Origin of the sequence: Streptomyces sp. LN549, from assembly GCF_043203805.1 — a bacterium.
In the GTDB taxonomy this organism is placed as follows: domain Bacteria; phylum Actinomycetota; class Actinomycetes; order Streptomycetales; family Streptomycetaceae; genus Streptomyces.
On record NZ_JAZHRI010000002.1, the window covers coordinates 7,250,055 to 7,273,580 of the forward strand.

The following is a 23,526-nucleotide window of genomic DNA, read 5'->3' on the forward strand; positions in this document are numbered from 1 at the left end:
GAGCACCGCACCACGCAAGGGGACACCATGGGCAAACAGCGCATCACCGTCTGTCTGCCGCCCGTCGGCCCCGACGGGCTGAAGCAGGCGATCGGGCAGGCCATGGCCCCCTTCTGGTACGACCGTGAGGACCGCCCCCACCCGGACTGGGTGGGGGAGTGGAGCTACTGGTTCGTCTCCGGGGCAGGCTGCCTCTTCGACGTGCTGCCCGGTCACGAGGACGACCCCCGGCTGGTGCGGTACGACGACTGGACCGACACCCCCGAGGATCTGCCGAGCTCCCACTGCCACGGCGGCCCGCGCGGCATCCTCGACCTCGACACGCCCCGCGCCGCCGAGGCCCGCCGGGCAGGTGACACCTGGACGGCGTACCACGCCTTCGCCGACCGCTACCCGCCCGCGCTGCCCTTCCACCACTTCGCCGAGCGGGCCAGGACCCTGGAGCCCCAACACGCCGGGGAGGCTGCCGTGGCCTCTTTCCGCGCACAGCCCCTGATCCAGGCGATCGAGGCGGACCCCGCCCTGGAGGAGCGGTTCACGTCCGACCCCGTCCTCCACTTCGACGAGGACCGGGAAACCTATGTGGCCCGCCACACAGCGGCCGTGCTGCCCACCCCCGCCCTGCTCACCCTCGACGGGCGGTGGGTGGAGGGCGGGGGCCCCGACTACGAGCGGATGTTCAACGCCTGCCTGGACGGCCTGCCCGGCGACACCATGGTCGTGCGGGTGCTCTACCACTCGTGACGGGCCGGCGCCGTGCCCGTCGCGCGCCGCGCCCCGGGGTCAGCGCTTCATCAGGGCGAACACGCCCCATCCCAGGTACTCGCGCTGGTACCGGACGTGCTGCACCGGCCCCGCCGTCAGCTCCGCGCGCATCTCACCGGCCAGTTCGTCGTCGGGGTTCGCGTCGAGCCAGCGGCGGATGCTGAGCCACTGCGCCGCGACGTACCGGTCCCAGCCCTCCTGGCCGGCGAGCACCATCTCCACCACGTCCCAGCCCAGTTCCCCGAAGTGTTCGAGCAGTTCCGGCAGAGCGAAGAAGTCGTCCCGGTCCGACGCGTGACACGCCTCGACGGCTGTGCGGTCCGGTGGCTCCCGGCGCCAGTAGGGCTCACCGATCAGCAACAGGCCGCCCGGCCTCACCGAGCGCTCCAGCAGCTCGACCGTGCCGGTCACACCCCCGCCGATCCAGGTGGCGCCGATGCACGCGGCGACGTCGACCGGGGCAGGTGCGACGTGGCCGGACGCGTCGCCGTGGACGAAGCCGACCTGGTCCGCCACCCCCAGCTCCGCCGCCCGTTGTCCCGCGGCGGCCAGGAAGACGGTGCTGATGTCGACCCCGGTGCCGGTCACGCCGTGATCGCGCGCCCAGGTGCAGAGCAGCTCGCCGCTGCCGCAGGCGAGGTCGAGGATCCGGCTCCCCGGAGCCAGGCGCAGGGCCCGGCCCAGGGTGGCCAGATTCTCCTCGGTGAACGGGTTGTGCACGCGATGGCCGCTCTCGCGGATGGTGAAGGCACGGGGAAGGTCCACGCGGGGAAGCTAGACCGCCGCGGCACCCCCGTCCACCGGTTTACGGCTCAGCCCGCGGACGTCACCGGTCCGCGCGGACGCGTTCGACGGCGTTCGGCGGCGCCACCGCCAGGTGGTCGCGCTCGGCGTCCGGGTCCGTCAGCCGGTTCAGCCGCGCAGGTACGTCGAAGCCGACCAGCAGCACCACGATCACCGTGCCCGCGAACGTCAGTACCGCCAGCGCCTGCCCCAGGTCCATCCCGGAGGCGAGATGGGCCCCGAGCACCGGGGCGACCGCCCCGCCGAGGGCGCCCACGTTGTACGTGAAGCCGAGCGCCGCACCCCGGCTCGCGGTCGGGAAGTGTCCGCCGATGTAGCGGGGGAGCAGCCCGGAGATGCCGAAGCTCGTCGCCTGGAGGAGGAAGAGCAGGATGCCGAGCAGCATCAGGTTGTTCTGCACCGCGAAGACCGGGTAGACGAAGGCGAGCGAGGCCAGCAGCGTCAGCGCGTACGCCTTCTTCGTGCCGATCCGGTCGCCGAGGAAGCCCGCGGCCCAGCAGCCGACCATGGTGCCGAAGCCGGCGAAGTACAGCACGTCGGTGACCTGGTCCGTGGTGTAGCCCAGCTCCGTCTTCAGGTACGTGGGCAGCAGCGCCTGGATCGGCCACGAGTACAGGAACGCGAAGAACAGCGTCACGATCATCGACAGGTAAAGCACCCAGCTGCGCTTCCCGCCCAGCTGGACGGCGAACGCGGCGAGCGAGAGCCCGGCGATCACCGCGAGCACCGGCACCAGGCCGGCCCCGCCCGGCGTGAAGACGAGGAACAGCGACACGGTGGCGACGACGACGAGCACCGTGTTCGTGACGGCCCGGGCCTGGGTCTCGAACAGCGGCCGGAACGGGTTGGGCTTGGCGCCCTTGTCCGCTACCGACTCCGTCCACTCCTCGGCCTCGGGCAGCGCGCGCCGCATCCACAGCGCGATGGCGATCGGGATGAGGCCCAGGTAGAACATCCAGCGCCAGCCGAGCGAGGGCACCACCCAGTTGTAGACCTGGGCGGCCAGCACCGAGCCGACCGAGAAGCCGGATATCAGGAAGCCGCTGGCCCGGTTGCGCAGAGCGGCGGGCCAGCTCTCCATGACGTAGGTGGAGCTGGCGCTGTACTCACCGGCCATGCCCATGCCGATGGCCAGCCTGGCAGCGAACAGACTGGTGTAGTTCCACGCGAACCCGCAGGCGAAGGTGCCCACCGAGTACAGCAGGATGCTGAGCACCATGGAGAGCTTGCGGCCGTAGCGGTCGCCGATGGCGCCGAGTACGGCGCCGCCGAGCCAGCGGGTGATGAACGCACCGGAGATCAGGCTGGCCGCCTGCACCGTGCTCAGGCCGAACTCGTCACTGATCTCGGTCAGTACGAGGGTGATCAGCACGAAGTCGAAGCCGTCGAGTACATAGCCGATCCAGGCGGCGAAGAACGACTTCCACTGCGTGCGGCTGACCTGGCGGTACCAGGGGAGCGTGGGGGGTGTCGAGGTCTGCACGGTGACTCCAGGGTGCGGGACGGTGCCCGGTCATTTGAACAGCCGTCCCGCGTGGTGGGACAGGTCAGGGCCGGGTGATGCCTGCCACGAAGCGGGCGGTCAGAGCCGTGGGAGCGGTGATGGCGGTGCCGACGACGACGCTGTGGGCGCCGCGTGCCAGGGCCTCGGCCGCTTCCGCGGGGGTGTTGATACGGCCTTCGGCGACCACGGGGACGTCGATCGCGGCGGAGAGCGCCGCGACCAGGTCGAGGTCGGGGCCCGTCTGCTTCGGCGTGCCGGGAACGTAGCCGGACAGGGTCGTGGAGACGAAGTCCGCCCCGAGCGCGGCCGCCGTGACGCCCTCGGCGAGGGTGGAGACATCGGCCATGACGAGAGCACCGGCCGCGTGTACGGCCTCGACGAGCTCGGCGAACGTCGAGCCGTCGGGGCGCGGCCGGTCGGTGGCGTCCGCGGCGACGACGGCCGCGCCCGCCTCGGCCACCGCCAGGGCGTGCCGGACGGTCGGGGTGATGAACACCCCGGTGTCGCCGTCCTTCCACAGGCCGATGACCGGCAGGTCGACGGCTGCGGTGATCGCGGCGACGACCTCCGGATCGTTGGCGCGGATCGCGGCGCCACCACCGGCGACCGCCGACAGCGCGAGCCGGACCAGGGTGGACGTCTCCCGCATCGGATCGCCGGGGGGCGCCTGGCAGGACACGATCAGCTTGCCCTGGAGGGTGGCGGCCAGTTCCTGCGCGGTCATCGGAGAGCTCCCGGGTGGTGGAGGGGAAGGGTGGTGGTGAGGGCGGCCGCGCCGAGCACGGCCGCGTCGTGGCCGAGCAGCGGAGCCTGTGGGACGAGCCTGCGCAGTGGCCCCATCAGCTCCCCGGCGAAGGCGGCCCGCAGGGCGACCTCGTACAGCGCGCCGATCCGCGGGACCCCGCCGCCCACGACGACCCGGTCGGGGCCGAACGCGTTGGCGAGCCCGCCGAGGACATGGCCGGCGGCGGCCGCGCCGGTGGTGATGGCGGTGACGGCATGGGCGTCGCCTTCGGCGGCGCGCGCGGCGACGGTCTCCAGCCGGTCCACGGGGGCGCCGGTCAGCCGCTCGTAGTGGGCGGCGATCCCGGGCCCGGAGGCGATGACCTCCAGGTGGCCGGTGGCGCCGCAGGTGCAGGGCAGGCCCGCCGCCTCGGGGCTGGGCAGGTGGCCGAGGTGCCCGGCGATGCCGGCGGCGCCGTGCAGCATCCGCCCGTCGACGGCGATGGCGCCGCCGACACCGGTACCGATGGCGGCGAAGAGCAGCGAGCCGTGGCCCTCACCGTCCGCGTTCAGGGCGGACAGCTCCGGCCCGGCGGTGGCGCGCACGTCGTTGTCGCAGGCCACCGCGTATCCGGTGCGGTTGGCGAGCCCGACGCCCAGCGGGGTGCCCGCCCAGCCGCGGATGGAGTCGGTGGCGCTGGTGACCATGCCGGTACGGGGGTCGATCACCCCGGCCGCCGCGATGCCGAGCACTGCGGCGCTGTGGCCGGGGTCGACCTCGGCGGCGGCCGCGGCGAGTGCGTCGAGCACCGCAGCTGCGCCCTCCCGGGCCGGGGTGGGCCTGCTGTGCCGGGCCAGGACCGTGCCGTCCGCCGCGAGGAGTGCGGCGGCGATCTTCGTACCGCCGAGGTCGAGACCGACGACTGGCGGCCCGGCCGGTGCCGGCTGTGCCGAGGCGGTCATCGGACCGGCGGCAGACCGGCGTCGCGCAGCCGTCCGGAGACGAGCGCGACGGATTCGGCGGACAGCTGGATCTGCGGAAACGCGGTGTCGCCGCATTCGATGATGCCGAGCAGCCGGAGCGCCGACTTGAACGAGCCGAGCGCCGAGGAGCTGCGGCCCATGTCCGCCTCGGGGCCGACGTCGACCATGGCGAACAGCTCGATCAGCCGCTCCTGCTCCCTCGCGGCCAGCGTCCAGTCACCGGCGCGCGCGGCCTCGTAGAGCCGTACGTAGCCGGCCGGGTCCACGTTGCCGATGCCGGGGACGACGCCGTCCGCGCCGGCTAGCAGCGCCGCGTCGACGGTCAGCTCGGAGCCGGTGAGGATGCTGAAGTCCGGCACCGGGCCGTCGGCGCGGCCCTCGCGGCCGCCGAGCTCGACGATGAGCCGGCGCAGCCCGCCCTCGTCGCCGCTGCTGTCCTTGAGGCCGGCCAGGGTGCCGTCCTCCGCGAGCTCGCGGACCAGCGCGGAGGACAGCTTGCTGTGCACGGCGACGGGGATGTCGTAGGCGAACAGCGGCAGGTCCACTTCGGCGCGCAGCCGGCGGAAGTGCCCGGCGATCTCCTTGGCGTGGGTGCGGGTGTAGAACGGCGCGGTCGCGACCAGCGCGTCGGCGCCCAGGGCGGCGGCGGACTCGGCGTGCTCGACGACGCGGGCCGTCGTGGTGTCGATGACCCCGGCGAGGACCGGGACGCGGCCGTCGGTCGTGTTGACGACGGTCTCCAGGACCGTGGCGCGCTGTTCGTCGGTGAGGTAGGCGACCTCGCTGGTGGACCCGAGTGCGAAGAGTCCGTGCACGCCCCCGCCGATGAGGTGCTCGACGAGGCGGACGAGCGACGTGGTGTCGATCTCCCCGGCGGAGTCGAGCGGGGTGCAGACCGGCGGGACGACGCCGTGCAGCGGTGCGGTCAGAGACATGGTGAAGGCTCCAGCTGATCGAGACACCGATCCGCGGCCTGAGTGGCTACCCGGATCGAGACGTGAGACGTAAGATGTCCTATGTCTGGCTCACCTTAAACAGATGCTCCTGGGAACGGTCAAGGGGCAACGGCACCTCAGGAGGATGTTGTGGCGCGGCCCACCATGGCTCAGGACATCGAGCGCTGGATCAAGGAACTGATTCTGGAGCGACGGCTCGCGCCGGGTGACGCACTGCCCACGGAGTCCGAGCTGATGGAGCTCTTCGGGGCCGGCCGGGTGTCGGTGCGCGAGGCCCTCAAATCGCTCCAGGCGGTCAATGTCGTGGAGATCCGCCGGGGTTACGGCACCTTCGTGGGCTCGCTCTCCCTGTCACCGTTCGCCGAGGGACTGGCCTTCCGCGCGGCCGTCCGCCACCGTCAGGGCGAGCCGGGACTCGCCGAGCTGATGAAGGTGCGGGAGGCGCTGGAGGCAGGGCTCGTCGGGGCCGTCGCGGCCGGCGTGCCCGACGAGGACATCGAGGTGCTGCGGGCCCTGGTCGCGAAGATGGAGGAGGAGGCCGGTACGGGCCGGGTGGCACGTTCCACCGACCGGGCGTTCCACCTCGCCCTCTATGCCTCGCTGGACAACCACCTGCTCAGCGAGGTGCTCGACGCGTTCTGGGCGGCCATGGACCGGGTGCGCGAGGACCTCGACGACGGTCACCAGGACCCGTCGGTCACCTGCGCCCAGCACCGCGAGATCGTCGACGCGGTCGCGGCGGCCGACGGGCTGCGCGCGGTACGGGCGATGCGCACCCACTTCGACGGCATCCGCACCCGCCTGGAACCGTCCCTGGTTCCGTAACCGGGCGGCGGGCCCGGCCGGCCACTGACACCGCTGCCGGCATCACTCCCGCTGGACGCTGCTGTACAGATAGCTGTCGGCGCCGTCCAGCGCGGCCCGGCTCCATGCCGCCACCTCCGCAGGGCCCATCTCCGCCCAGTCCGGGGTCCGTTCGACCATGGCGTGCCCCAGCCTGCGGCCCAGGGCCACCAGGCGGGCCCCCTCGCCCGACCGCTCGTCCGCGTACCGGCGCAGCGCCTCGGCCGCGGACGACGAGGCGCGCAGGACCCGCTCCAGGCAGAGCGCGTCCTGCAGGGCCTTGGTCGCACCGCTCGCGGTGTGCGGCCGGGTGATGCTGGCCGCGTCGCCCGCCAGCAGGAACGGCGGCTCCGCGACCCGGGGCACATGGAAGTCGGCGACGTCGTGGCAGGCCAGGGAGGTGTGCGCACCCCGGCCGACGATCTCGGCCCAGTCCGCCGGGAAGTGCTCCTCGGCGACGCGCCGCACGTACTCCTCGCGCCCGGCGCTCCAGGACGGCGGGGGAGGGGGACCGTAGATGGCGTAGGCAAGCAGCCGGGACCCCTCGGCGGAGCCCGGGATCAGGTAGAACACCCCGTGTCCGCCGCCGAATCCCAGCATGATCCAGGCACTTCGCACGAGTTCCAGCTGGTGCGGGTGTCCGGCGAGCGCGTCGAGCGGGAGCGTGCCGCGCCACACCACGTACCCCGCAGGGACCGGCCGCACCCCCGGGGCGACGGCCGCCCGGGTGACGGACCGCGGGCCGTCCGCGCCGACGACGATGTCGTACCGCTCCTCCGAGTCCGCCGTACGGACCACGGCGCCGCCCGACGGATGACGCAGCACCTCGGTGACGGGCCGGCCCCGGTGGTACGTCACTCCGTCGGCGTTCGCACGCAGCGTGCGCCAGAGCAGTCCCCAGTGGCAGGGCGTCACCGGCCCGTCCTGCCTCGCCAGTTCACGTGCGGTGTGCTGTCCCCGTTCCCGGGTGAGCCAGACCCGCGAGGGCACCGGGGTCGTCGGCATGCCGGCGTCCAGGTAGCCGGCCGCGACCAGTTCCGCGTGGAGCGGCGGCGGGATGACGATGCCGAACCCCCGGTCCTCCAGCGCCCCGTCGCTGCGCTCGTACACCGTGACCTCGGCCCCTGCCCTGGCCCCCGCGATCGCCATCGCACAGCCTGCGACGCTCCCGCCGACCACCCCGATGCGTAATCCGGCTCCCGCCACTTCCGCCACCGCCCTCTTCGGTTGCTCCGACCACTGCGCGTGACGCCCATTGAACGGGGTGGCGGCAACCTGCGTCCAACCGCCCCGTGGCGGCTGGACGCAGGGCCCCCGTCCGGGCTACGGCGTGACGGTCACCGTCGTGCTGCCCGAGGCCTGCTTCCCGTCCGCCCGGTAGGTGGCGGTGAGCGTGGCGTTACCCGACGCGCCCGCGGGCACGGTGACCGGGACCTTGACGTTGGCTCCCTCACCGGGCCGCGTCGCGGGGAACGCGGTCCGCGTGGCCGTCCAGCCGCTCGGCACGGTCAGGTCGACGGTGCCCGCGCTGCGGGTGACGTCCATCCGGTTGACGACCCGGACCGTCACCTCGGTGCCCGTACCCGCCTTGAGGGTCGCCGGCGGGGTGATCGTGATGTCGGCGCAGGTGCCGCCGAGCCACTTCAGATCGAACGAGGAGTACGTGATGTGCTCGTAGTCGCCCCGCTCGTACAGCAGTCCGAGCCTGCCGCCAGGCAGCCGGGTCAGCGTCGAATAGGCGGCGGCGCCCGCGTCGACGACCTTCCTGATCGGCCAGGTCCTCCCGTTGTCGCAGGACATCTTGACGGTGAGGTTGCGCCGTGAGCCGGTGTCCTCGGTGTTGCTGAACAGCAGCCAGGAGGACTGCGGGTCCGAGGCCGCGGCGTCGGGGGCGTACCGCATGACCGAGGCGTTGTTCGCCGGGTCGGGGAGCTCGGTGTCCTGGACGAACGGGGTGTAGGTGACCCCGCCGTCCGTCGAGTACGCGATCGTCCGGTACGGCTTCGAGCGGTTGTTGAGCATGACCGTGCCGTCGTTCAGCTCCACGGTCTTGTTCTCGTCGCCGCCGGGGCCGACCGGGGTCCCCGTCTTCCAGGTCGCGCCATGGTCGTCGCTGTACGCGCTGACCGCGTAGTTGGCTCCGTTGTCGCGGATGGCGTACTGCTGGATCAGCCGGCCCTTGTGCGCCCCGTTGCGCAGCTGGATGCCCTCGCCGGACGCCGCGAACATGCCGCCCCAGGCCGGGTTCTTGATCTGCTTGGTGATCCGGCGGTGGGTCCAGGTCAGCCCGTCGTCGTCCGAGTAGCTGTAGTCGGCCTGCAGGACGTTCGGGTCGGTCTCGTCGTTGCCGGTGGCCGAGCCGAAGAAGCCCTGGTTCACCCCGGCCGCGTAGAACACGAAGATCCGGCCGGTGGTCCGGTCGACGAGCAGGCTCGGGTCCCCGTAGCCGGTGGGGGCGGCGTCCTTGCGGACCACCTGCTGCGCCTGCCACGTCGTACCGCCGTCGGTGCTGCGCCGCAGCACGACGCCGATGTTGGACGGCAGGTCGCCGAGGGTGGGCCGGGCGTCGTACGCAGCCAGCAGGGTGCCCTTGACCGAGGTGGTCAGGGCCGGGATCCGGTAGTAGGGGGAGCCCACTCCGTTGACGGTCAGGTCCTGGGAGGTGAGCGTGCCGGGGGCGGGGGACGCGGCCTGCGCGGTGCCGGTCGTGGCGACCACCAGCAGGGCGGCGCCGAGCAGGGCGACCGGAACTGTTCTCTGCATGGACGATCTCTCTTCTCGGAAGGGGTGGTGCTTCTCGAAGGGTGGGAGATTGGGGGGAGGAGTGCCGGGGCTACGGGATGTGCAGGGAGCAGACCCGGCTGCTCGCGTCGAAGATCCGCAAGTCCTTGATCATTTTCAGGACGATGCGGTGATGGCCCCGCTCGTTGGGGTGGAGCCCGTCGTTGAGCAGGGACAGGGGGACCTGACCGCCGTCGCCGGTCAGCCAGTCGTTGTGGTGGTCGACGAAGACGGCACTCTGCTGCGCCGCGACCTCGCCCATGACCTGCGCGTACTGCGCAAGGTTCAGCCGGCCCGGCCACTTCGCCGGATCGACCGGGTTGGGCGACTGGAGCACCGGTACGGGGGAGCCGGGCAGGGCACGCACCGAGCGGACGAGTGAGACGAGGTTGGCCCGATAGGTGTCGAGGCCGAGTCCGGCCGTCGCGATGTCGTTCGTACCGATCATGATCGAGACGACCTCCGGCGCGAAGGCGGTGACCCGCTCGCCGAACTGCGCGACGAGTTCGGCGCTGGTCGCGCCGCTCACCCCGGAATCGATCACGAAGTCGCGGTTCTTCGGCTTGCCCAGCTCCCAGCGGACCCGTTCCGTCCAGTGCTCCGGGTAGCTGCGCCAGCCGTTGGTGTGCAGTGCGCCGTGCGTGATGCTGTCACCGGTGATGACCCAGGTGGCCGGGGTGTTGCTGTTGAGGATCGTGGAGATGCGGCCCAGGTCGGCGAGATCCGGGCGGGGGCTCTGCGCGACCAGTTCGGTCTCGCTCAGCACCCGGTCCCAGACAGCGGCCCGTTCGACGGTGCCGGTGCAGAACCACTCGCCCCCGGGGTGGTCGCTGTCGGTGTTGCGCCCCAGTGCGAGGGCGGCCGGCTTGGAGACGTTCGCGAAGAAGGCGTGCTGCGCCGTCTCGAAGACCGTGCGCCCGCCGGCGTGCAGTTTGGTGCCCGAGGCGTCGACGGTGACGGCGACGGTGTGGCGCAGCCCGTCGTCATATCGTGTCCGGGTCATGACATTCACGAGCACCGCGCCCTTCTCGCGTACGGAGAACTGAAGGGCGCCGCCGCTCAGATTGAGCGTGATGTTGGAGGAGGGGGCGGTCGGGTCCGAGGCGCTGATCAGCGTCATCGCCTCGTTGTGGCTGGTGGTGCGGAAGGTGACGACGATGGTCCCCGCGGTGAGCGGGGCGAGTGCGCCTGCCCGGTTCGACAGGTCGACGTACTCGCTGCCGTCCAGGTCCACGGGGGTGTCGTGGTCCAGGATCGGGCCGCTGCTCGAAGCGGCGGCGAAGGCGCGGCCGCCGAGCTGGGTGCTCAGGGCTGCCGCGCCTGCGGCGAAAAGCATGGATCGTCTGCGCACGGAAGGTGCCTCCGGTCAGGAGTGGCCGGCCTGCCCCGACGGCAGGCCTGCGAACAGGGAGCGCACCCAGGCGAGTTGTTCCCGCTGCTGGTACTCCGCGCCGCCCTCGTGCCCGTTGAACGCGTAGACCCGCACGTCCTTGGGCCCGGCGTAGCCGTTGTAGGCGGTGAAGCAGGTGGAGGGCGGGCAGATGTCATCCATCATCGCGATGGAGAACAGCGCGGGGGCCGTGGCCCGGGTGGCGAGCAGTGCGGCATCGAAGTACGACAGCGTGGCGAAGACGGACTCCGTGCGGTCGCGGTGGAGCTTGAGGTATTCGGTGATCTCGGTGAAGGGCGGGCGGCCCGAAATCTCCGCCCCGCGACGGAAGTTGCAGAGGAACGGCACATCCGGCATCACCCCGGCCAGCTCCGGGACCAGCCCCGAGACAGCCAGTGCGATCCCGCCGCCCTGGCTGACCCCGGTCACCACGATCCGGTCCGGATCGATCTCGGGCCGGCTGCGCACCGCGTCGACGCAGCGCACCGCGTCGGTGAACAGCCGCCGGTAGTAGTACGTTTCGGGGCTTTCGATGCCCCGGGTGAGGAAGCCGGGTACGACTCCGGCCGCGCCGCCGTCCGGATCGGAGGTGTCGCCGCCGCCGGCCGACCAGCCCTGGCCGCGGGTGTCCATCAGCAGATGCGCGTAACCGGCCGACGCCCACAGCAGGTTCTCGTGCGCCAGTCCCCGGCCGCGGCCGTACCCCAGGAACTCCACGACACAGCCGAGTGGTTCGTCCGTCCCGGCCGGCATCCGCAGCCAGCCACGCACCGGCTGTCCGGCGAAGCCGGGAACCGTCACGTCGTACGTACGGACCTGGGTGAGCCCGGTCTCCACCGCGGTGAGAACGGGCTTGTCCGCCGCGCAGGACCTGGCCTCGTCCAGGGTCCGCGACCAGAAGGCGTCGAAGTCCGCCGGAACGGGAAGCGTCGGCCGGTAGTCGCGGCAGTCCGCGAGGGAGAGGTCCGTGAACGGCATGGAGGTGCCCTCCTGGGGGCGCGGCGGGAACTGCCATGTGCGAGGTGTCGCACCGGTCATCAGACGGATGACGTCAGATGTCCTGTCGGCACATGGACCCTAGGCACCTGCTGCGATGGCCGTCAAGGGTCCCCCCGGGCCGGTCTCGTCAGCCCGGGGGACCTGGCGGGCGGCTCAGCGCCGGGCGCGGGCCTCGGAGATCCGGCGGCGGACGGGGGCGTAGTGCTCGCCGAGCGCCTTGATGAATCCGGCGATGTCGCCGGCCCGGGCGGCGTCCACGATGTTCTGGTGGGCGGCGATCGTCTCGGTCTCGTCGGCGTGCGTGAAGCCGTCCAGGTGCGGCGCGACGATCGCGTACACGTCCCAGAACGCCATCGAGAGCTGCCCGATCAGGTCGTTGTCGAGCGGGGCGACGAGCAGGGCGTGGAAGGCGCGGTCGGCGGCGACGAAGCCGTGCCCGTCCTGGGCCCCGGTCGCACGCATGGTGGCCACCAGGCCGTCCAGGGTGTCCAGCTGCTGCGGGGTGAGCAGCGAGACGATCCGGTCGGCCCGCCCGCGCTCGAAGAGCTCGCGCACGTCGACCAGGTCGGACATCACCTGGAAGTCGTCGTCGGGCGAGAGCAGTCCGCGGAAGGTGAGGCTCTCCACCAGTGCGGAAAGGCTCAGCCGGCCGACGTAGGTGCCGTGCCCGTGACGGACCTCGACGATGTCCAGCGCGTTGAGGATCTTGACGGCCTCGCGGACGCTGGAGCGGCTGGCGCCGAGGGCCTCGCACAGGGCGGGCTCAGTGGGCAGCGGGTCCCCGGGGCGAAGCCTCTCTTCGAGGATGTACCGCTTGATGCCGTCGACGACTTCCTGCCGGAGCAGCTGCCGGCCGGGCCTCGTTCCGGACATATGTGAACTCCCCACCTCTTGACCCCTCTCGATTGTCAAGCTACGTTCCCACGCTATCAAGGCATCAGACATCTGACGTCTGATGCTTCAGGTCCCGAAGTCTCTCGTGAACCTGCGCCAGACCCCCGTTTTCTGCCCCTGACGCCCACCTCAAGTCCCTGGAGGACCCGTGCCCGAGCTGAGATCAGCCGGTGTCGAGCGCCGCACCTTCCTGCGTTACACCAGTGCCGTCGGTGCCGCGGCCGCCATCACGGCGGGCCTTTCCGCCTGCGGCGGACCGTCCTCGACCGCCAACGGCTCGACGGGCAAGGGCAGCGGCAGCGACCTCATCGAGGCCGGTCTGTCCTACCCGCTGTCGACCGGCTTCGACCCGATGATCACCTCGGGTGCGACCCCGTACGCCGCCAATATGCACATCTTCGAGGGGCTGGTGGATCTCGATCCGGCAACACTCGTGGCACGGCCCGCGCTCGCCACCGAGATGCCGAAGAAGATCAACGCCACCACCTACCGCGCCTCGCTCCGCAAGGGTGCGACCTTCCACGACGGATCGGCCGTCACCGCGGACGACGTCGTGTTCAGCTTCGAGCGCATCCTGGACCCGAAGAACGCCTCGCTGATGGCGCAGTTCGTGCCCTTCATCGACACCGTCAAGGCCGTCGACGCCGGCACGGTCGAGTTCAAGCTCAAGTACCCCTTCGCGCTCTTTCCGTCCCGCATCGCCGTGGCCCGGATCGTGCCGAAGAAGATCGTCGAGGCGGACGTCAAGGGATTCGACGCCAAGCCCGTCGGCTCAGGGCCGTACAAGTTCGTCTCGGCGACCCGCGAAGACAAGATCGTCTTCGAGAGGTTCGACAAGTACAACGGTTCGCACCCCGCCAAGGCCAAGAAGATGGTCTGGCGCCTGATCTCGGACCAGTCGGCCCGCGTCAGCGCCATGCAGTCCGGCCGCGTCCAGGCCATCGAGGACGTCCCGTACATCGACGTGAAGGGGCTCTCCGCCACGGCGAAGACCGAGTCCGTGCAGTCCTTCGGGCTGCTGTTCCTGATGTTCAACACCGCCGACAAGCGGTTCGCCGACAAGCGGGTCCGTCAGGCCCTGCACTACGCGCTGGACACCGAGAAGATCATCAAGACGGCCATGGTCGGCGACGCGACGGCCGCCACGGGCTACGTCCCCGCCACGCACCCCGACTACCACAAGGCCGCCACCGTCTACACGCACGACGTGGCCAAGGCGAAGAAGCTGCTCGCCGAAGCAGGGGTGAAGAACCTCAAGTTCACCGTCCTGACCACCGACACCGGCTGGGTCAAGGACATCGCCCCGCTGATCAAGGAGAGCTGGGCCGCGGCCGGTATCGAGGCCACCCTCGGCATCGCCCAGTCCGCCGCCCAGTACGCCAAGGTCGACAGCGGTGACTTCGAGGTCCTCGTCGCACCCGGCGACCCCTCGGTCTTCGGTAACGACGCGGACCTGCTGCTGCGCTGGTTCTACTACGGCTTCTGGCCGGAGAACCGCTACGGCTGGTCCAAGACCGCCGAGTACAAGAAGGTCAAGCAGCTCCTCGACAAGGCCGCCCAGGCCGGCGACGAGCCGACTCGCAAGCAGCTGTGGGGCCAGATCACCGACGTCGTCGCCGACGAGGTACCGCTCTACCCGATCCTCCACCGCAAGCTGCCCACCGCCTGGAACGAGAAGGGCCTGACCGGCTTCAAGCCGCTGCCGACCACCGGCCTGTCCTTCCTGGACGTCAGCCCCGCCTGACCGGCGATCCCCGCCGGGCCGTACGGAAGTCCCCGCACAGGCTGCCGTACGGCCCGGCCCCCAGCGCTCCTCGTGCGGACCGGGCCGGGCCGACCCGGCCCGGTCCGGACGAGGAGCCGCAGACAGGCGCCGCCCGCCGCGCGCCCGGACAACCCGGTCCGGAACACCTAACACCCCCGGCGCCCCGGACCGGATGACCGCCCAACCGCAAGGAACCCGACGATGGTTGCTTTTCTCCGGCTCGCGCTGCGCCGCGTCGCGATGATGCCGGTGATGATCCTCGGTATCGCGTTGCTCGTCTTCGTGGTGCTGCAGTTCTCGCCGGTCGACCCGGCCTTCAACGCGCTCGGGGAGAGCGCCACTCCTGAGGCCCGGGAAGCCTTCGCCGAGGCCAACGGGCTCAACGACCCGCTGCCCGTGCGCTACTTCGACTTCCTCGGCCAACTGCTCCACTTCGACCTCGGGATGACCGTCCCGCCGAGCCAGCCCGTGGTCGACCGGATCACCGCCGCCTTCCCGCTCACCCTCCAGCTGACCGTTCTCGGGCTCATCATCGCCATCGTCCTCGCCGTCGTCGGCGGCGTCCTGGGCGCGATGTACCGCGACCGCTGGCCCGACCAGCTCTTCCGGGTCCTGTCCATGGCCGGGGTCGCCGTTCCGTCCTTCTGGCTCGGGGTCCTGCTCATCCAGCAGTTCGCGCTGAACACCCAGATCTTCCCGACCGGCGGATACACCAACATCGCCGACTCGTTCGGCGGGTGGCTGCAGACGATGATCCTGCCCGCCGTGTCACTCGCGGTGCCCGTCGCCGCGTCGCTCGCCCGCCTCATCCGCACCTCGATGGTCACCGAACTCGACCGGGACTACGTGCGTACCGCCCAGGGCAACGGCCTGCCGGCCTTCCTGGTCATCCGCTCGGTGCTGCGCAACGCGCTCGTCACCCCGCTCACCGTGCTCGGAGTCAAGGTCGGCTACCTGCTCAGCGGCGCCGTCGTCATCGAAGCGATCTTCGACCTGCCCGGCATGGGCAAGCTCATCCTCGAAGGTGTCACCGGAGGCGACGTCGCCCTGGTCCAGGGCACCGTACTGACCATCGCCATCGCCTTCCTGGTGGTCAACGTCATCGTCGACCTGCTCTACCTGCTGGTCAATCCGCGCATCAGGACGGTGTGACATGTTCGCCACGGGCCGTCTGGCCAAGAAGCTCTCCCGACCGGGCGTCGCCTTCCGCGCCCTCCCGGTAACCTCCCGCGTCGCCCTCGGCGTCCTGATCGTCGTCGTCCTCGGCGCCGTGCTCGCCCCCCTGCTCACCCAGGACCCACTGGCCACGGGCAACCCCGTCCAGGCCCCGAGCGGCGAGCACTGGTTCGGCACTGACCGGGCGGGACGCGACGTGTTCGCCCGCGTCGTGCACGGCTCGCGCTACTCGCTGATCATCGGCCTCGGCGCTACCGCCTGCGCCCTGGTTGCCGGGGCGCTGCTCGGCTCGCTCGCCGCCACCTCGCGCAAGCTCGGCGACGAGTCCGTCATGCGCACCCTCGACGTCGTCATGTCGTTCCCGCCGATCGCGCTCGCGGCGGTCCTCGTCGCCGTGTTCGGCACCAGCATCCCGGTGATCATCTTCACGATCGCCTTCGTGTACACGCCGTCGCTGGCCCGGGTGGTCCGCGCCAACGTCCTCTCCCAGTACGGCGAGGACTACGTCGCCGCCGAGAAGGTCATCGGTGCCCGGCGCGGCTACATCGTGCTCCGTCACGTCGCCGTCAACTGCATGGCCCCGGTCATGGTCTTCGCGACCGTCATGGTCGCCGAGGCCATCATCTTCGAGGCCAGCCTCTCCTTCATCGGCGCCGGTGTGCAGGACCCCGACCCCAGCTGGGGCAGCGTGCTCGCCTACGGCCGCCAGATCCTCCTGGCGGGCGGCTGGTGGGCCACCTTCTTCCCCGGCCTGGCCCTCCTGATCACGGTCCTCGCGCTCAACATCCTCTCCGAAGGCCTCACCGACGCCTCCGCCGCGCCCAAGAGCGCCCGCGCAGCCGTCGACGCCACCGCCACCACCGCACCGGACCCGGTCGAGGCGGCCGCCACCGTCGACATCGACGCCGCCCTGACCAAGCTCGCCCGGCACATCAACGCCACCGAGCCCACCCTCACACCGGTTCGCGCGGACGCCGACGAACTCCTCGTCGTGCGCGACCTGGCGATCCGCTTCCCGGACCGCTACGGCGAGATCCCCGTCGTCGACAAGCTGAACTTCACCGTCCACGAGGGCGAGACCCTCGGCCTGGTCGGCGAGTCCGGCTGCGGCAAGTCCATCACCAGCCTCGCCGTCATGGGTCTCCTCGCCCGCAACGCCGAGGTCAGCGGCGAGATCCTCTACCGCGGCCGGGACCTGCTGAAGCTCCCGCCCAAGGAGCGCCGCGCCCTGATGGGCCCCGAGATCGCGATGGTCTACCAGGACGCGCTCTCCTCCCTCAACCCCTCCGTGCTCGTCGGCACCCAGCTGAGGCAGCTGACCTCGCGCGGCGGCACGAAGACCCCCGCCGAGCTCCTGGAGCTCGTAGGCCTCTCGCCCGAGCGCACCCTGCGCAGCTACCCGCACGAGCTCTCCGGCGGCCAGCGCCAGCGCGTTCTCATCGCCATGGCCCTGTCCCGCAGCCCCCGCCTCCTGATCGCGGACGAGCCGACCACCGCCCTCGACGTCACCGTCCAGGCCCAGGTCGTCGAGCTCCTCATCCGGCTCCGCGACGAGCTCGGCTTCGCCATGGTGCTGGTCTCGCACGACCTCGCCCTGGTCGGCGACCTCTCCCACCGGGTCGCCGTGATGTACGCGGGACGGCTCGCCGAGGTCGGCGACACCCGGTCGGTCCTCACCGACCCCGCCCACCACTACAGCCGCGGTCTCCTCGGCTCCGTCGTCTCCCTGGAAGCCGGCGCCGAACGGCTCCACCAGATCCGCGGCGTCGTCCCCGCACCCCAGGGCTTCGGCGCGGGATGCCGCTTCGCCGGCCGCTGCGGTGCGGCGACCGACCTCTGCCGCACCACCACCCCCGCACTCACCGGGCGTTGCGCCACGAAGGACCACGGCTTCGCCTGCCACCACCCGGCCGAGGCCGCCGCGAAGAAGCTGGAAGGGAGCGCCCTGTGATCAGGCTCAACGGCGTCCACGTACGCCACAAGGCACGCAGCGGAGGCCTCTTCAGCCGCGACGCCGTCCACGCGCTGACCGACGCCACCCTGGAGGTCAGGCGCGGCGAGATCGTCGGGCTGGTCGGCGAGTCCGGCTGCGGAAAGTCCACGCTCGCCCGGGTACTGACCGGACTGCAGAAGCCCACCGAGGGCGAGGTCCTCTTCCACGGGCGCGACCTGTGGGCGATGCCGGGCGCCGAGCGCCGCAATGACTTCGGCTCCGCCGTCGGCGTCGTCTTCCAGGACCCCTCCACCGCGCTCAACCCCCGGCTCACGGTCCGCCGGATCCTGCGCGACCCGCTCGACGTACACCGTCGCGGCAGCCGCGAGGAGCGTGAGGCCCGCGTCGAGGAACTCCTCGACCTGGTCGGCCTGCCCGGCCACACCCTGGCGGCACTGCCCGGGCAGCTCTCCGGAGGCCAGCGCCAGCGTGTCGCCATCGCCCGCGCCCTGGCGCTCGAACCGGAACTGATCGTCGCCGACGAACCCACCTCCGCGCTCGACGTCTCGGTCCGTGCCCAGGTCCTCAACCTCCTCGTCGACCTGCGCGAACGCCTCGGCCTGGGCATGGTGTTCATCTCGCACGACATCCAGACCGTGCGCTACCTCGCCGACCGCATCGCCGTCCTCTACCTCGGCCGCATCGTCGAGGAGGGCCGCGCGGCGGACGTCGCGGGCGCCCCCTCGCACCCGTACACCGAGGCCCTGCTCTCCGCGACACCCAGCCTGCTGGAGACGACGGAACGCATCGTGCTCACCGGCCCGGTGCCCTCCGCCACCAACCCGCCGCCCGGCTGTCCGTTCAGCACCCGTTGCTGGAAGGCCGACGACGAGTGCTCCATGGTCTTCCCGGCGGAGACCTTCGGGTCCGGCGAACACCGCTGGCACTGCGTTCACCCCCAGACCCCCGTGTCCCCCTCCGGGGACCCGAACCCCGTACCGTCCGCAAGGAGCACCGCATGACCGCCCGAGCCCCCCGCTATTCGGGAGTGATCCCGCCCGTCGTCACCCCGCTCACCGCGGACGGCGAGCTCGACCGCCCTTCCCTGGAGCGGGTCGTGGGGCATCTCCTCGACGGCGGTGTCAGCGGGCTCTTCGCCCTCGGCAGCTCCGGCGAGACCGCCTATCTGACGCCCGGCCAGCAGGACGAGGTCATCGAGGTCATCACCTCGGCGGCCGCCGGCCAGGTGCCGGTCCTCGTCGGCGCCATCGAGACCACGACCAACCGGGCGATCGAGCGTGCGCGGCGCGCCGCCGCACTCGGTGCGGACGCCGTCGTCGTCACCGCGCCGTTCTACACCCGCACCCACGACCTGGAGATCGACCGGCACTTCAGGGACGTGGCCGCCGCCGTCGACCTGCCGCTCCTGGCGTACGACGTGCCGGTCTGCGTACACAGCAAGCTGGACCCGGAACTGCTGCTGCCGCTGGCGGCCGACGGGGTGCTGGCCGGGGTGAAGGACTCCAGCGGCGACGACGGCTCGTTCCGACGGCTCGTCATCGGCGCCCGTGACCTGCCGGACTTCTCCGTCCTCACCGGTCATGAGCTGGTCGTCGACGCGATGATGCTCGGCGGCGCCGACGGCTCGGTCCCGGGGCTCGGCAACGTCGACCCGCACGGCTACGTCCGTCTCCACCACGCCGCGGTCCGCGGCGACTGGGCGGCGGCGAAGGCCGAACAGGACCGTCTCGTCGCGCTCTTCGACATCATCCGCGCCGCCCGTCCCGGCACCGCGTCCGCCACGGCGGCCGGACTCGGCGCGTTCAAGACCGCGCTGATGCTGCGCGGGCTCATCACCACCAACGTGATGAGCCCGCCGATGCGCCGGCTGGACGCCGCGGAGACGGCGACGATCGCCGAGTGCCTCGACCGCGCGGGACTCTCCCTGGCCTGACGGCCGCCGGAAACGGCAGCCGGACGTGAAAAGGTCCGGCCGGACAGCTTCGTGCTGTCCGGCCGGACCTTTTCGTGTGCGGGGCTACGTCACTTCTGCGAGGCGCGGCTGCGACGCATCAGCAGGCCGCCACCGAGCACGAGGGCGGCGCTGGCGCCACCCGCGATGCCCAGGTTGTCGTTGGCACCGGTGTGCGCCATCTGCGGCGGCTTGTGGTGCTTGGGCGGCGTGTGGTGCCAGGTGTGGGTCGGCGGGTTGTGCGGGTGCCACGTGTGGGTCGGCGGGTTGTGCGTGGGCGGGTTGTGCGTGGGCGGGTTGTGGGTCGGGGGGTTGTGCGTGGGCGGCTTGTGGTGGTGGCTGGGCGGGCAGTTGTGGTCGTGGTGGTGCGTCGGGGGCTTGTGCGGCTTCGGCGGGTGGTGGTGGCCGGGCTGGCAGGCGCAGTCGTGACCGTGGTCGTGGTGGTGCGTCGGCGGCTTGTGCGGCTTCGGGGGCTTGTGGGGGTGCGGGGGCCTCGGGGTGTCGACACCGTCCGACTCGTTCTCGCAATCGCTGCCGAAGGCGGGGTTCAGGGCACCCACCACGTCGACCGTGTTGCCACAGACCTCGACCGGGACGTCGACCGGCGCCTGGATCAGGTTGCCCGACAGTACGCCGGGGGAGTTGGCGGCGAAGCCGTCGGCGTCGGCACCTTGGGCGTCGCCGGCTTCGGAGCCGCCGTCCTCGTTCTCGCACTCGCTACCGAACGCGGGGTTCAGCGCACCGATCACGTTGACCGTGTCGCCGCACAGTTCGACCGGGATATGCACCGGTACCTGTACGGCGTTGCCCGAACCCACACCGGGCGAACCGAACGCGGCGCCATCGGCATTGGAGTCGGCAAATGCGTAGCCGCCGGAGGCGGTCAGAATGCCTGACGCCGCCGCCATGACGAGCACACTTTTGCTCAAGGTATTTCGCATGGGTTGCCCTTTCTTAGGACATTTCGCGCGGGTGATATCGACCCGCAGTTCATTCATCAGGCGGTCCAGCAACCGTCGGGCCTGCCAGTCCTGCTGGGTGGGCGTCCCGTCGGGCGAGCTTGACGAAACCCATAACGACGGCAGAGCGAAAGGGAAACGTGATTCCTATGGAAATCCTGTGACCACCCGGACGGGCTACGTATATGCGTTCGCCCTTCGGCTTCGCGACATGCGCTCCGGTCCCTTTCGTACTGATGTCCGCCAGGTCCCGGCATTCGGGTGAATGGAGATAACCAAACGTCAGGCGGTGAGTTGGGCAGTGCGCTCCGGGTTCGGGGCGTCCAGTACGAGAAGGGTTCATCGTGATCAAGAAGGTCCTGGCTACGGGTGCCGTTGCCGCCTCCATCCTCGGTCTCGGCGCGACGCAGGCCATGGCGATCGGTGACAGCGGCGGCACGACGTCGGTCAACGGCAACGAGGCTTCGCAGTCGTTCGGCAACGCCGAGACCTACGGCGACGAGAGCCCGCAGTTCGGCCTCGTCGAGGGCTCGCTCAACAAGCCCTGCATCGGCCTGCCGGCCAAGGCCAACGTCGGTTCGCTCATCGGCCTCATCCCGGTCGCGGTCCAGGACGTCAACGTCCTGTCCTCCCCGCAGAACCAGCAGTGCACCGAGAACTCCACCCAGGCCAAGGGCGACGAGCCGCTGTCGCACATCCTGGACGGCATTCCGGTCCTCTCCGGCAACGGAGCCGGCAACAGCTGATCCAGTTGAGGGGCCCGGGTCGTCGGCATTCCTCGCCCGAGCGGCCCGGGCCTGCTGCTGCCCTTTTCGGGCCCGCCATCGAAGTACTCCGATGATGGCGACGGTGACGTCGTGTAATCGGAAATGGGTCATTCGGGGGGACTCCGGGGAATCTCCCCGTCGAAGAGTTTCGCTGACCGTCCAGAATCGTTACGAATGGCAGCGGCGGAGTTACGAGTGATCAGGACCGCGCTCGTGCGGCACGAAAGTCGTGGCCGCTCCGGACTCCGTCGAAGAAAGGGTTGAAAGTGAAGTACACCAAGATTGCCGCAATCGCCGCCGGAACCCTCATGGCTATGGGTGCCGCCGCCCCGGCCTTCGCCGACTCCGGCACCGACGGTCTTGCCGCTTACTCCCCGGGCGTCCTGTCCGGCAATGTCGTCGAGGTTCCGGTCCACATTCCGGTCGAGGCCTGTGGTGACAGCATCGACGTCATCGGTCTGCTCAACCCCGCCTTCGGCAGCGCGTGCTACAACGGCTGACACTCCTGGGCTGAGGCCGGCCTGATGGCCGGTCTGCCCCGGATCGCATCTGATGCGATCCGGGGCTTTCCTCTTTTCTGCGCTCCGTCCCGGGAGTTCGCAGCCCTCCTCGATGCGACGGAACGGCCGAAGACATTCCGCCGGCCCGGGGCGCGGTGCGCCGGCGGCTGGGGGCGGACATCCGGGCGGGCGCGCGGGACGGAGTACCGACAGTGCACCACCGAATCGTGTCCGGTGTCCCGCACGTTCCCGAATCGGTGATTAGTCATGCAATCTGCCGAAGTCACGGGAAAGGGGTTCCGAGAAAAAGGGAACGGCCCAGTTGCCCAGCCGCAATCGGATCGTTACCCAGGGAGAAAGCGGCAGAAGTCACAGCTAAAGAAGGCTGGTGCGGCGCGGGGACGCGACCGAAACGGATGCCGCTGCAGAAGGGAACCCGAAAGTGAAGTACGCGAAGACAGCTGCGTTCGTTGCCGGTTCCGTGGTTGCTCTCGGAACGGCTGCTCCCGCCTTCGCCGTTACCACCGCCACGGCCCCCAGCTTCAGCCTCGACGGCGGCGTCAACCAGGTGGTGGCAGCGGCCCCGCAGGCTGTCGACCCGGTCGTCGGCACCGTCGGTGACGCCGCCGATGCCCTGCAGGAGGACGGCACCGTCACCAAGGTCGCCGGTCAGGCCACCGGTGCGGCCAAGGGTGCCGCCCCGCTCATGGGCGGCCTGCCGATCGGCGGCTGACCCGTCCCGCACGACGGCCGTTCCCGCCCTCTCCCCGAGGCATGCGTATTTCTCCGGTGCCGCGCATTCCGTAACCGTACGGATCGCGGAAACACCGTTCGAGTGAAGCGCCACAACCATTCCCGTCACCGCGAGTTGATCAGGTCGCTCCGGACAGGCGGGCAACAGAGAACCCCAGAAGGGCTATTTCATGATCAAGAAGATTATGGCTTCGGCAGCCGTCGCTGCTTCGATCGTCGGTGTCTCCGCCGCGGTCGCACCGCAGGCCATGGCGATCGGCAACGACCAGGGCACCACGTCGGTCAACGGCAACGGCGCCGTGCAGTCGTACGGCAACTCCGCCACCCACGGTGACTGGAGCCCGCAGTTCGCGCTGATCCAGGGCTCGCTCAACAAGCCCTGCATCGCCCTGCCGGCCAAGGCCAATGTCGGTTCCCTGCTCGGTGCCATCCCGGTCGCGGTCCAGGACGTCAACGTCCTGTCCTCCCCGCAGAACCAGCAGTGCACCGAGAACTCCACCCAGGCCAAGGGCGACGAGGCCCTGTCGCACATCCTGGACGACATTCCGGTCCTGTCCGGCAACGGCCTCGCCAACAACTAGTCGTTCCGGAGCGCCCGCAGCTTCGGAGGCGCTTGCGTTTCCCGCATCACGCGTGGGGCCGACCCGTCCCGTGGCAGCCGGATGTCCGGCCGCCCGGACGTGTGTCGGCCCCACTTCGTGTGCCGGGGCGTTGCCACACGCTCCCCCGAAAGGGCGGGTCCGCTGGGCCGGTTGCCGTAGTGGGGGCAGGGGCTTCCCGTCGTACCGGGTAGGGGCTACTCATGGACCAGTACGGCAGTCAACGACGGCGGGACCCGCGCCGGTACCCGCAGGACGGCACACCGATCTACGACCGCCTTCTCGCCGAGTGGCAGGCGGCGGCCCGCGGCGAGGCGGCATCGCCGGATGCCGCTGAGCCCGGACCGCCCGACGCCGCCGGCCTCGTCCCCGGGGCGCGCATTTCCGGTGAGTGATACGGGGGTTGACGCCTGATTGTCAAACTTACGCCGGATCGGACCCATTTGAGTGGACTAGCGG

23 protein-coding genes are annotated in these 23,526 nt (G+C 70.7%); 12 read left to right on the forward strand and 11 right to left on the reverse strand.

The features are described from left to right. Positions 1-27: 27 nt before the first annotated feature. Entirely contained in the window at positions 28-744 is a 717-nt protein-coding gene (locus SH922_RS32405) for a hypothetical protein (protein ID WP_393062104.1), read from the forward strand. 39 nt (positions 745-783) lie between these two features. Here the strand turns inward: SH922_RS32405 and SH922_RS32410 are convergent, their stop codons facing one another. The 5 genes from SH922_RS32410 to SH922_RS32430 form a co-directional block, all read right to left on the reverse strand. Continuing rightward, entirely contained in the window at positions 784-1,530 is a 747-nt protein-coding gene (locus SH922_RS32410; protein ID WP_393062105.1) for an SAM-dependent methyltransferase, read from the reverse strand. 61 nt (positions 1,531-1,591) lie between these two features. After that, positions 1,592-3,052, reverse strand: a complete 1,461-nt coding sequence (locus SH922_RS32415) for a sialate:H+ symport family MFS transporter (RefSeq protein ID WP_393062106.1) — start codon at positions 3,050-3,052, stop codon at positions 1,592-1,594. 64 nt (positions 3,053-3,116) lie between these two features. Continuing rightward, positions 3,117-3,797, reverse strand: a complete 681-nt coding sequence (locus tag SH922_RS32420) for an N-acetylmannosamine-6-phosphate 2-epimerase (RefSeq protein WP_393062107.1) — start codon at positions 3,795-3,797, stop codon at positions 3,117-3,119. After that, the gene (locus tag SH922_RS32425) at positions 3,794-4,759 is read right to left on the reverse strand and encodes an ROK family protein (RefSeq protein WP_393062108.1); all 966 of its coding nucleotides are present in this window, start codon (positions 4,757-4,759) and stop codon (positions 3,794-3,796) included. Before SH922_RS32425 ends, SH922_RS32420 begins: the two co-directional genes overlap by 4 nt. After that, complete coding sequence (locus tag SH922_RS32430) at positions 4,756-5,715, reverse strand: dihydrodipicolinate synthase family protein (protein WP_393062109.1); 960 nt, start codon at positions 5,713-5,715, stop codon at positions 4,756-4,758. Before SH922_RS32430 ends, SH922_RS32425 begins: the two co-directional genes overlap by 4 nt. Positions 5,716-5,865: 150 nt before the next feature. Here SH922_RS32430 and SH922_RS32435 point away from each other — a divergent pair, with 150 nt between their 5' ends. After that, entirely contained in the window at positions 5,866-6,561 is a 696-nt protein-coding gene (locus tag SH922_RS32435) for a FadR/GntR family transcriptional regulator (RefSeq protein ID WP_393062110.1), read from the forward strand. 42 nt (positions 6,562-6,603) lie between these two features. Here the strand turns inward: SH922_RS32435 and SH922_RS32440 are convergent, their stop codons facing one another. The 5 genes from SH922_RS32440 to SH922_RS32460 all read right to left on the reverse strand — a co-directional run bounded on the left by SH922_RS32440 (position 6,604) and on the right by SH922_RS32460 (position 12,622). Next, positions 6,604-7,728: an FAD-dependent monooxygenase gene (locus tag SH922_RS32440; protein ID WP_393062111.1), complete on the reverse strand. Its 1,125-nt coding sequence runs from the start codon at positions 7,726-7,728 to the stop codon at positions 6,604-6,606. A gap of 174 nt (positions 7,729-7,902) precedes the next feature. Then, positions 7,903-9,342 (reverse strand): exo-alpha-sialidase, encoded by a 1,440-nt coding sequence (locus tag SH922_RS32445; RefSeq protein ID WP_393062112.1) that lies wholly within the window; start codon positions 9,340-9,342, stop codon positions 7,903-7,905. Positions 9,343-9,412: 70 nt separating this feature from the next. Continuing rightward, the gene (locus tag SH922_RS32450) at positions 9,413-10,696 is read right to left on the reverse strand and encodes a GDSL-type esterase/lipase family protein (RefSeq protein WP_393062113.1); all 1,284 of its coding nucleotides are present in this window, start codon (positions 10,694-10,696) and stop codon (positions 9,413-9,415) included. Between the two features lie 30 nt (positions 10,697-10,726). Beyond that, positions 10,727-11,728, reverse strand: a complete 1,002-nt coding sequence (locus SH922_RS32455; RefSeq protein WP_393062114.1) for an acetylxylan esterase — start codon at positions 11,726-11,728, stop codon at positions 10,727-10,729. A gap of 174 nt (positions 11,729-11,902) precedes the next feature. Continuing rightward, on the reverse strand, positions 11,903-12,622 hold the full coding sequence (locus tag SH922_RS32460) for a FadR/GntR family transcriptional regulator (RefSeq protein WP_393062115.1): 720 nt from the start codon (positions 12,620-12,622) through the stop codon (positions 11,903-11,905). A gap of 169 nt (positions 12,623-12,791) precedes the next feature. Here SH922_RS32460 and SH922_RS32465 point away from each other — a divergent pair, with 169 nt between their 5' ends. The 5 genes from SH922_RS32465 to SH922_RS32485 all read left to right on the forward strand — a co-directional run bounded on the left by SH922_RS32465 (position 12,792) and on the right by SH922_RS32485 (position 19,471). Further along, positions 12,792-14,387 (forward strand): ABC transporter substrate-binding protein, encoded by a 1,596-nt coding sequence (locus tag SH922_RS32465; protein ID WP_393062116.1) that lies wholly within the window; start codon positions 12,792-12,794, stop codon positions 14,385-14,387. 222 nt (positions 14,388-14,609) lie between these two features. Continuing rightward, a complete protein-coding gene (locus tag SH922_RS32470) occupies positions 14,610-15,560 on the forward strand; it encodes an ABC transporter permease (protein ID WP_393062117.1) in 951 nt (316 codons plus the stop codon). Position 15,561: 1 nt separating this feature from the next. After that, positions 15,562-17,535: a dipeptide/oligopeptide/nickel ABC transporter permease/ATP-binding protein gene (locus SH922_RS32475; RefSeq protein ID WP_393062118.1), complete on the forward strand. Its 1,974-nt coding sequence runs from the start codon at positions 15,562-15,564 to the stop codon at positions 17,533-17,535. Further along, complete coding sequence (locus tag SH922_RS32480) at positions 17,532-18,539, forward strand: oligopeptide/dipeptide ABC transporter ATP-binding protein (protein ID WP_393062119.1); 1,008 nt, start codon at positions 17,532-17,534, stop codon at positions 18,537-18,539. The genes SH922_RS32475 and SH922_RS32480 overlap by 4 nt, the downstream gene beginning before the upstream one ends. Then, positions 18,536-19,471, forward strand: coding sequence for a dihydrodipicolinate synthase family protein (locus tag SH922_RS32485; protein WP_393062120.1), 936 nt, complete (start codon positions 18,536-18,538; stop codon positions 19,469-19,471). The genes SH922_RS32480 and SH922_RS32485 overlap by 4 nt, the downstream gene beginning before the upstream one ends. 89 nt (positions 19,472-19,560) lie before the next feature. Here SH922_RS32485 and SH922_RS32490 read toward each other — a convergent pair whose 3' ends face one another. Beyond that, a complete protein-coding gene (locus tag SH922_RS32490) occupies positions 19,561-20,430 on the reverse strand; it encodes a chaplin family protein (protein WP_393062121.1) in 870 nt (289 codons plus the stop codon). A gap of 362 nt (positions 20,431-20,792) precedes the next feature. On the opposite strand from SH922_RS32490, the gene SH922_RS32495 reads away from it, so the two are divergent. From SH922_RS32495 to SH922_RS32515, 5 genes are all read left to right on the forward strand, one after another. Next, positions 20,793-21,194: a rodlin gene (locus tag SH922_RS32495; protein ID WP_393062122.1), complete on the forward strand. Its 402-nt coding sequence runs from the start codon at positions 20,793-20,795 to the stop codon at positions 21,192-21,194. 287 nt (positions 21,195-21,481) lie between these two features. Next, a complete protein-coding gene (locus tag SH922_RS32500; protein ID WP_393062123.1) occupies positions 21,482-21,715 on the forward strand; it encodes a chaplin in 234 nt (77 codons plus the stop codon). A 442-nt stretch (positions 21,716-22,157) separates the two neighbouring features. Then, positions 22,158-22,448: a hypothetical protein gene (locus tag SH922_RS32505; protein ID WP_393062124.1), complete on the forward strand. Its 291-nt coding sequence runs from the start codon at positions 22,158-22,160 to the stop codon at positions 22,446-22,448. Between the two features lie 190 nt (positions 22,449-22,638). Next, entirely contained in the window at positions 22,639-23,049 is a 411-nt protein-coding gene (locus tag SH922_RS32510; protein ID WP_393062125.1) for a rodlin, read from the forward strand. Between the two features lie 221 nt (positions 23,050-23,270). Next, positions 23,271-23,462 carry a hypothetical protein gene (locus SH922_RS32515; RefSeq protein WP_393062126.1) on the forward strand — a complete coding sequence of 64 codons (192 nt, stop codon included), beginning with the start codon at positions 23,271-23,273 and terminating at the stop codon, positions 23,460-23,462. The last annotated feature ends 64 nt before the right edge of the window (positions 23,463-23,526 follow it).

Bases quoted from the DNA above. Each gene is read 5' to 3' on its own strand.
- SH922_RS32405 (WP_393062104.1), top strand. From the start codon at position 28: ATGGGCAAACAGCGCATCACCGTCTGTCTGCCGCCCGTCGGCCCCGAC.
- SH922_RS32420 (WP_393062107.1), bottom strand. From the start codon at position 3,797: ATGACCGCGCAGGAACTGGCCGCCACCCTCCAGGGCAAGCTGATCGTG.
- SH922_RS32425 (WP_393062108.1), bottom strand. From the start codon at position 4,759: ATGACCGCCTCGGCACAGCCGGCACCGGCCGGGCCGCCAGTCGTCGGT.
- SH922_RS32430 (WP_393062109.1), bottom strand. From the start codon at position 5,715: ATGTCTCTGACCGCACCGCTGCACGGCGTCGTCCCGCCGGTCTGCACC.
- SH922_RS32440 (WP_393062111.1), bottom strand. From the start codon at position 7,728: ATGGCGATCGCGGGGGCCAGGGCAGGGGCCGAGGTCACGGTGTACGAG.
- SH922_RS32445 (WP_393062112.1), bottom strand. From the start codon at position 9,342: ATGCAGAGAACAGTTCCGGTCGCCCTGCTCGGCGCCGCCCTGCTGGTG.
- SH922_RS32450 (WP_393062113.1), bottom strand. From the start codon at position 10,696: ATGCTTTTCGCCGCAGGCGCGGCAGCCCTGAGCACCCAGCTCGGCGGC.
- SH922_RS32455 (WP_393062114.1), bottom strand. From the start codon at position 11,728: ATGCCGTTCACGGACCTCTCCCTCGCGGACTGCCGCGACTACCGGCCG.
- SH922_RS32460 (WP_393062115.1), bottom strand. From the start codon at position 12,622: ATGTCCGGAACGAGGCCCGGCCGGCAGCTGCTCCGGCAGGAAGTCGTC.
- SH922_RS32470 (WP_393062117.1), top strand. From the start codon at position 14,610: ATGGTTGCTTTTCTCCGGCTCGCGCTGCGCCGCGTCGCGATGATGCCG.
- SH922_RS32475 (WP_393062118.1), top strand. From the start codon at position 15,562: ATGTTCGCCACGGGCCGTCTGGCCAAGAAGCTCTCCCGACCGGGCGTC.
- SH922_RS32485 (WP_393062120.1), top strand. From the start codon at position 18,536: ATGACCGCCCGAGCCCCCCGCTATTCGGGAGTGATCCCGCCCGTCGTC.
- SH922_RS32490 (WP_393062121.1), bottom strand. From the start codon at position 20,430: ATGCGAAATACCTTGAGCAAAAGTGTGCTCGTCATGGCGGCGGCGTCA.
- SH922_RS32510 (WP_393062125.1), top strand. From the start codon at position 22,639: ATGATCAAGAAGATTATGGCTTCGGCAGCCGTCGCTGCTTCGATCGTC.
- SH922_RS32515 (WP_393062126.1), top strand. From the start codon at position 23,271: ATGGACCAGTACGGCAGTCAACGACGGCGGGACCCGCGCCGGTACCCG.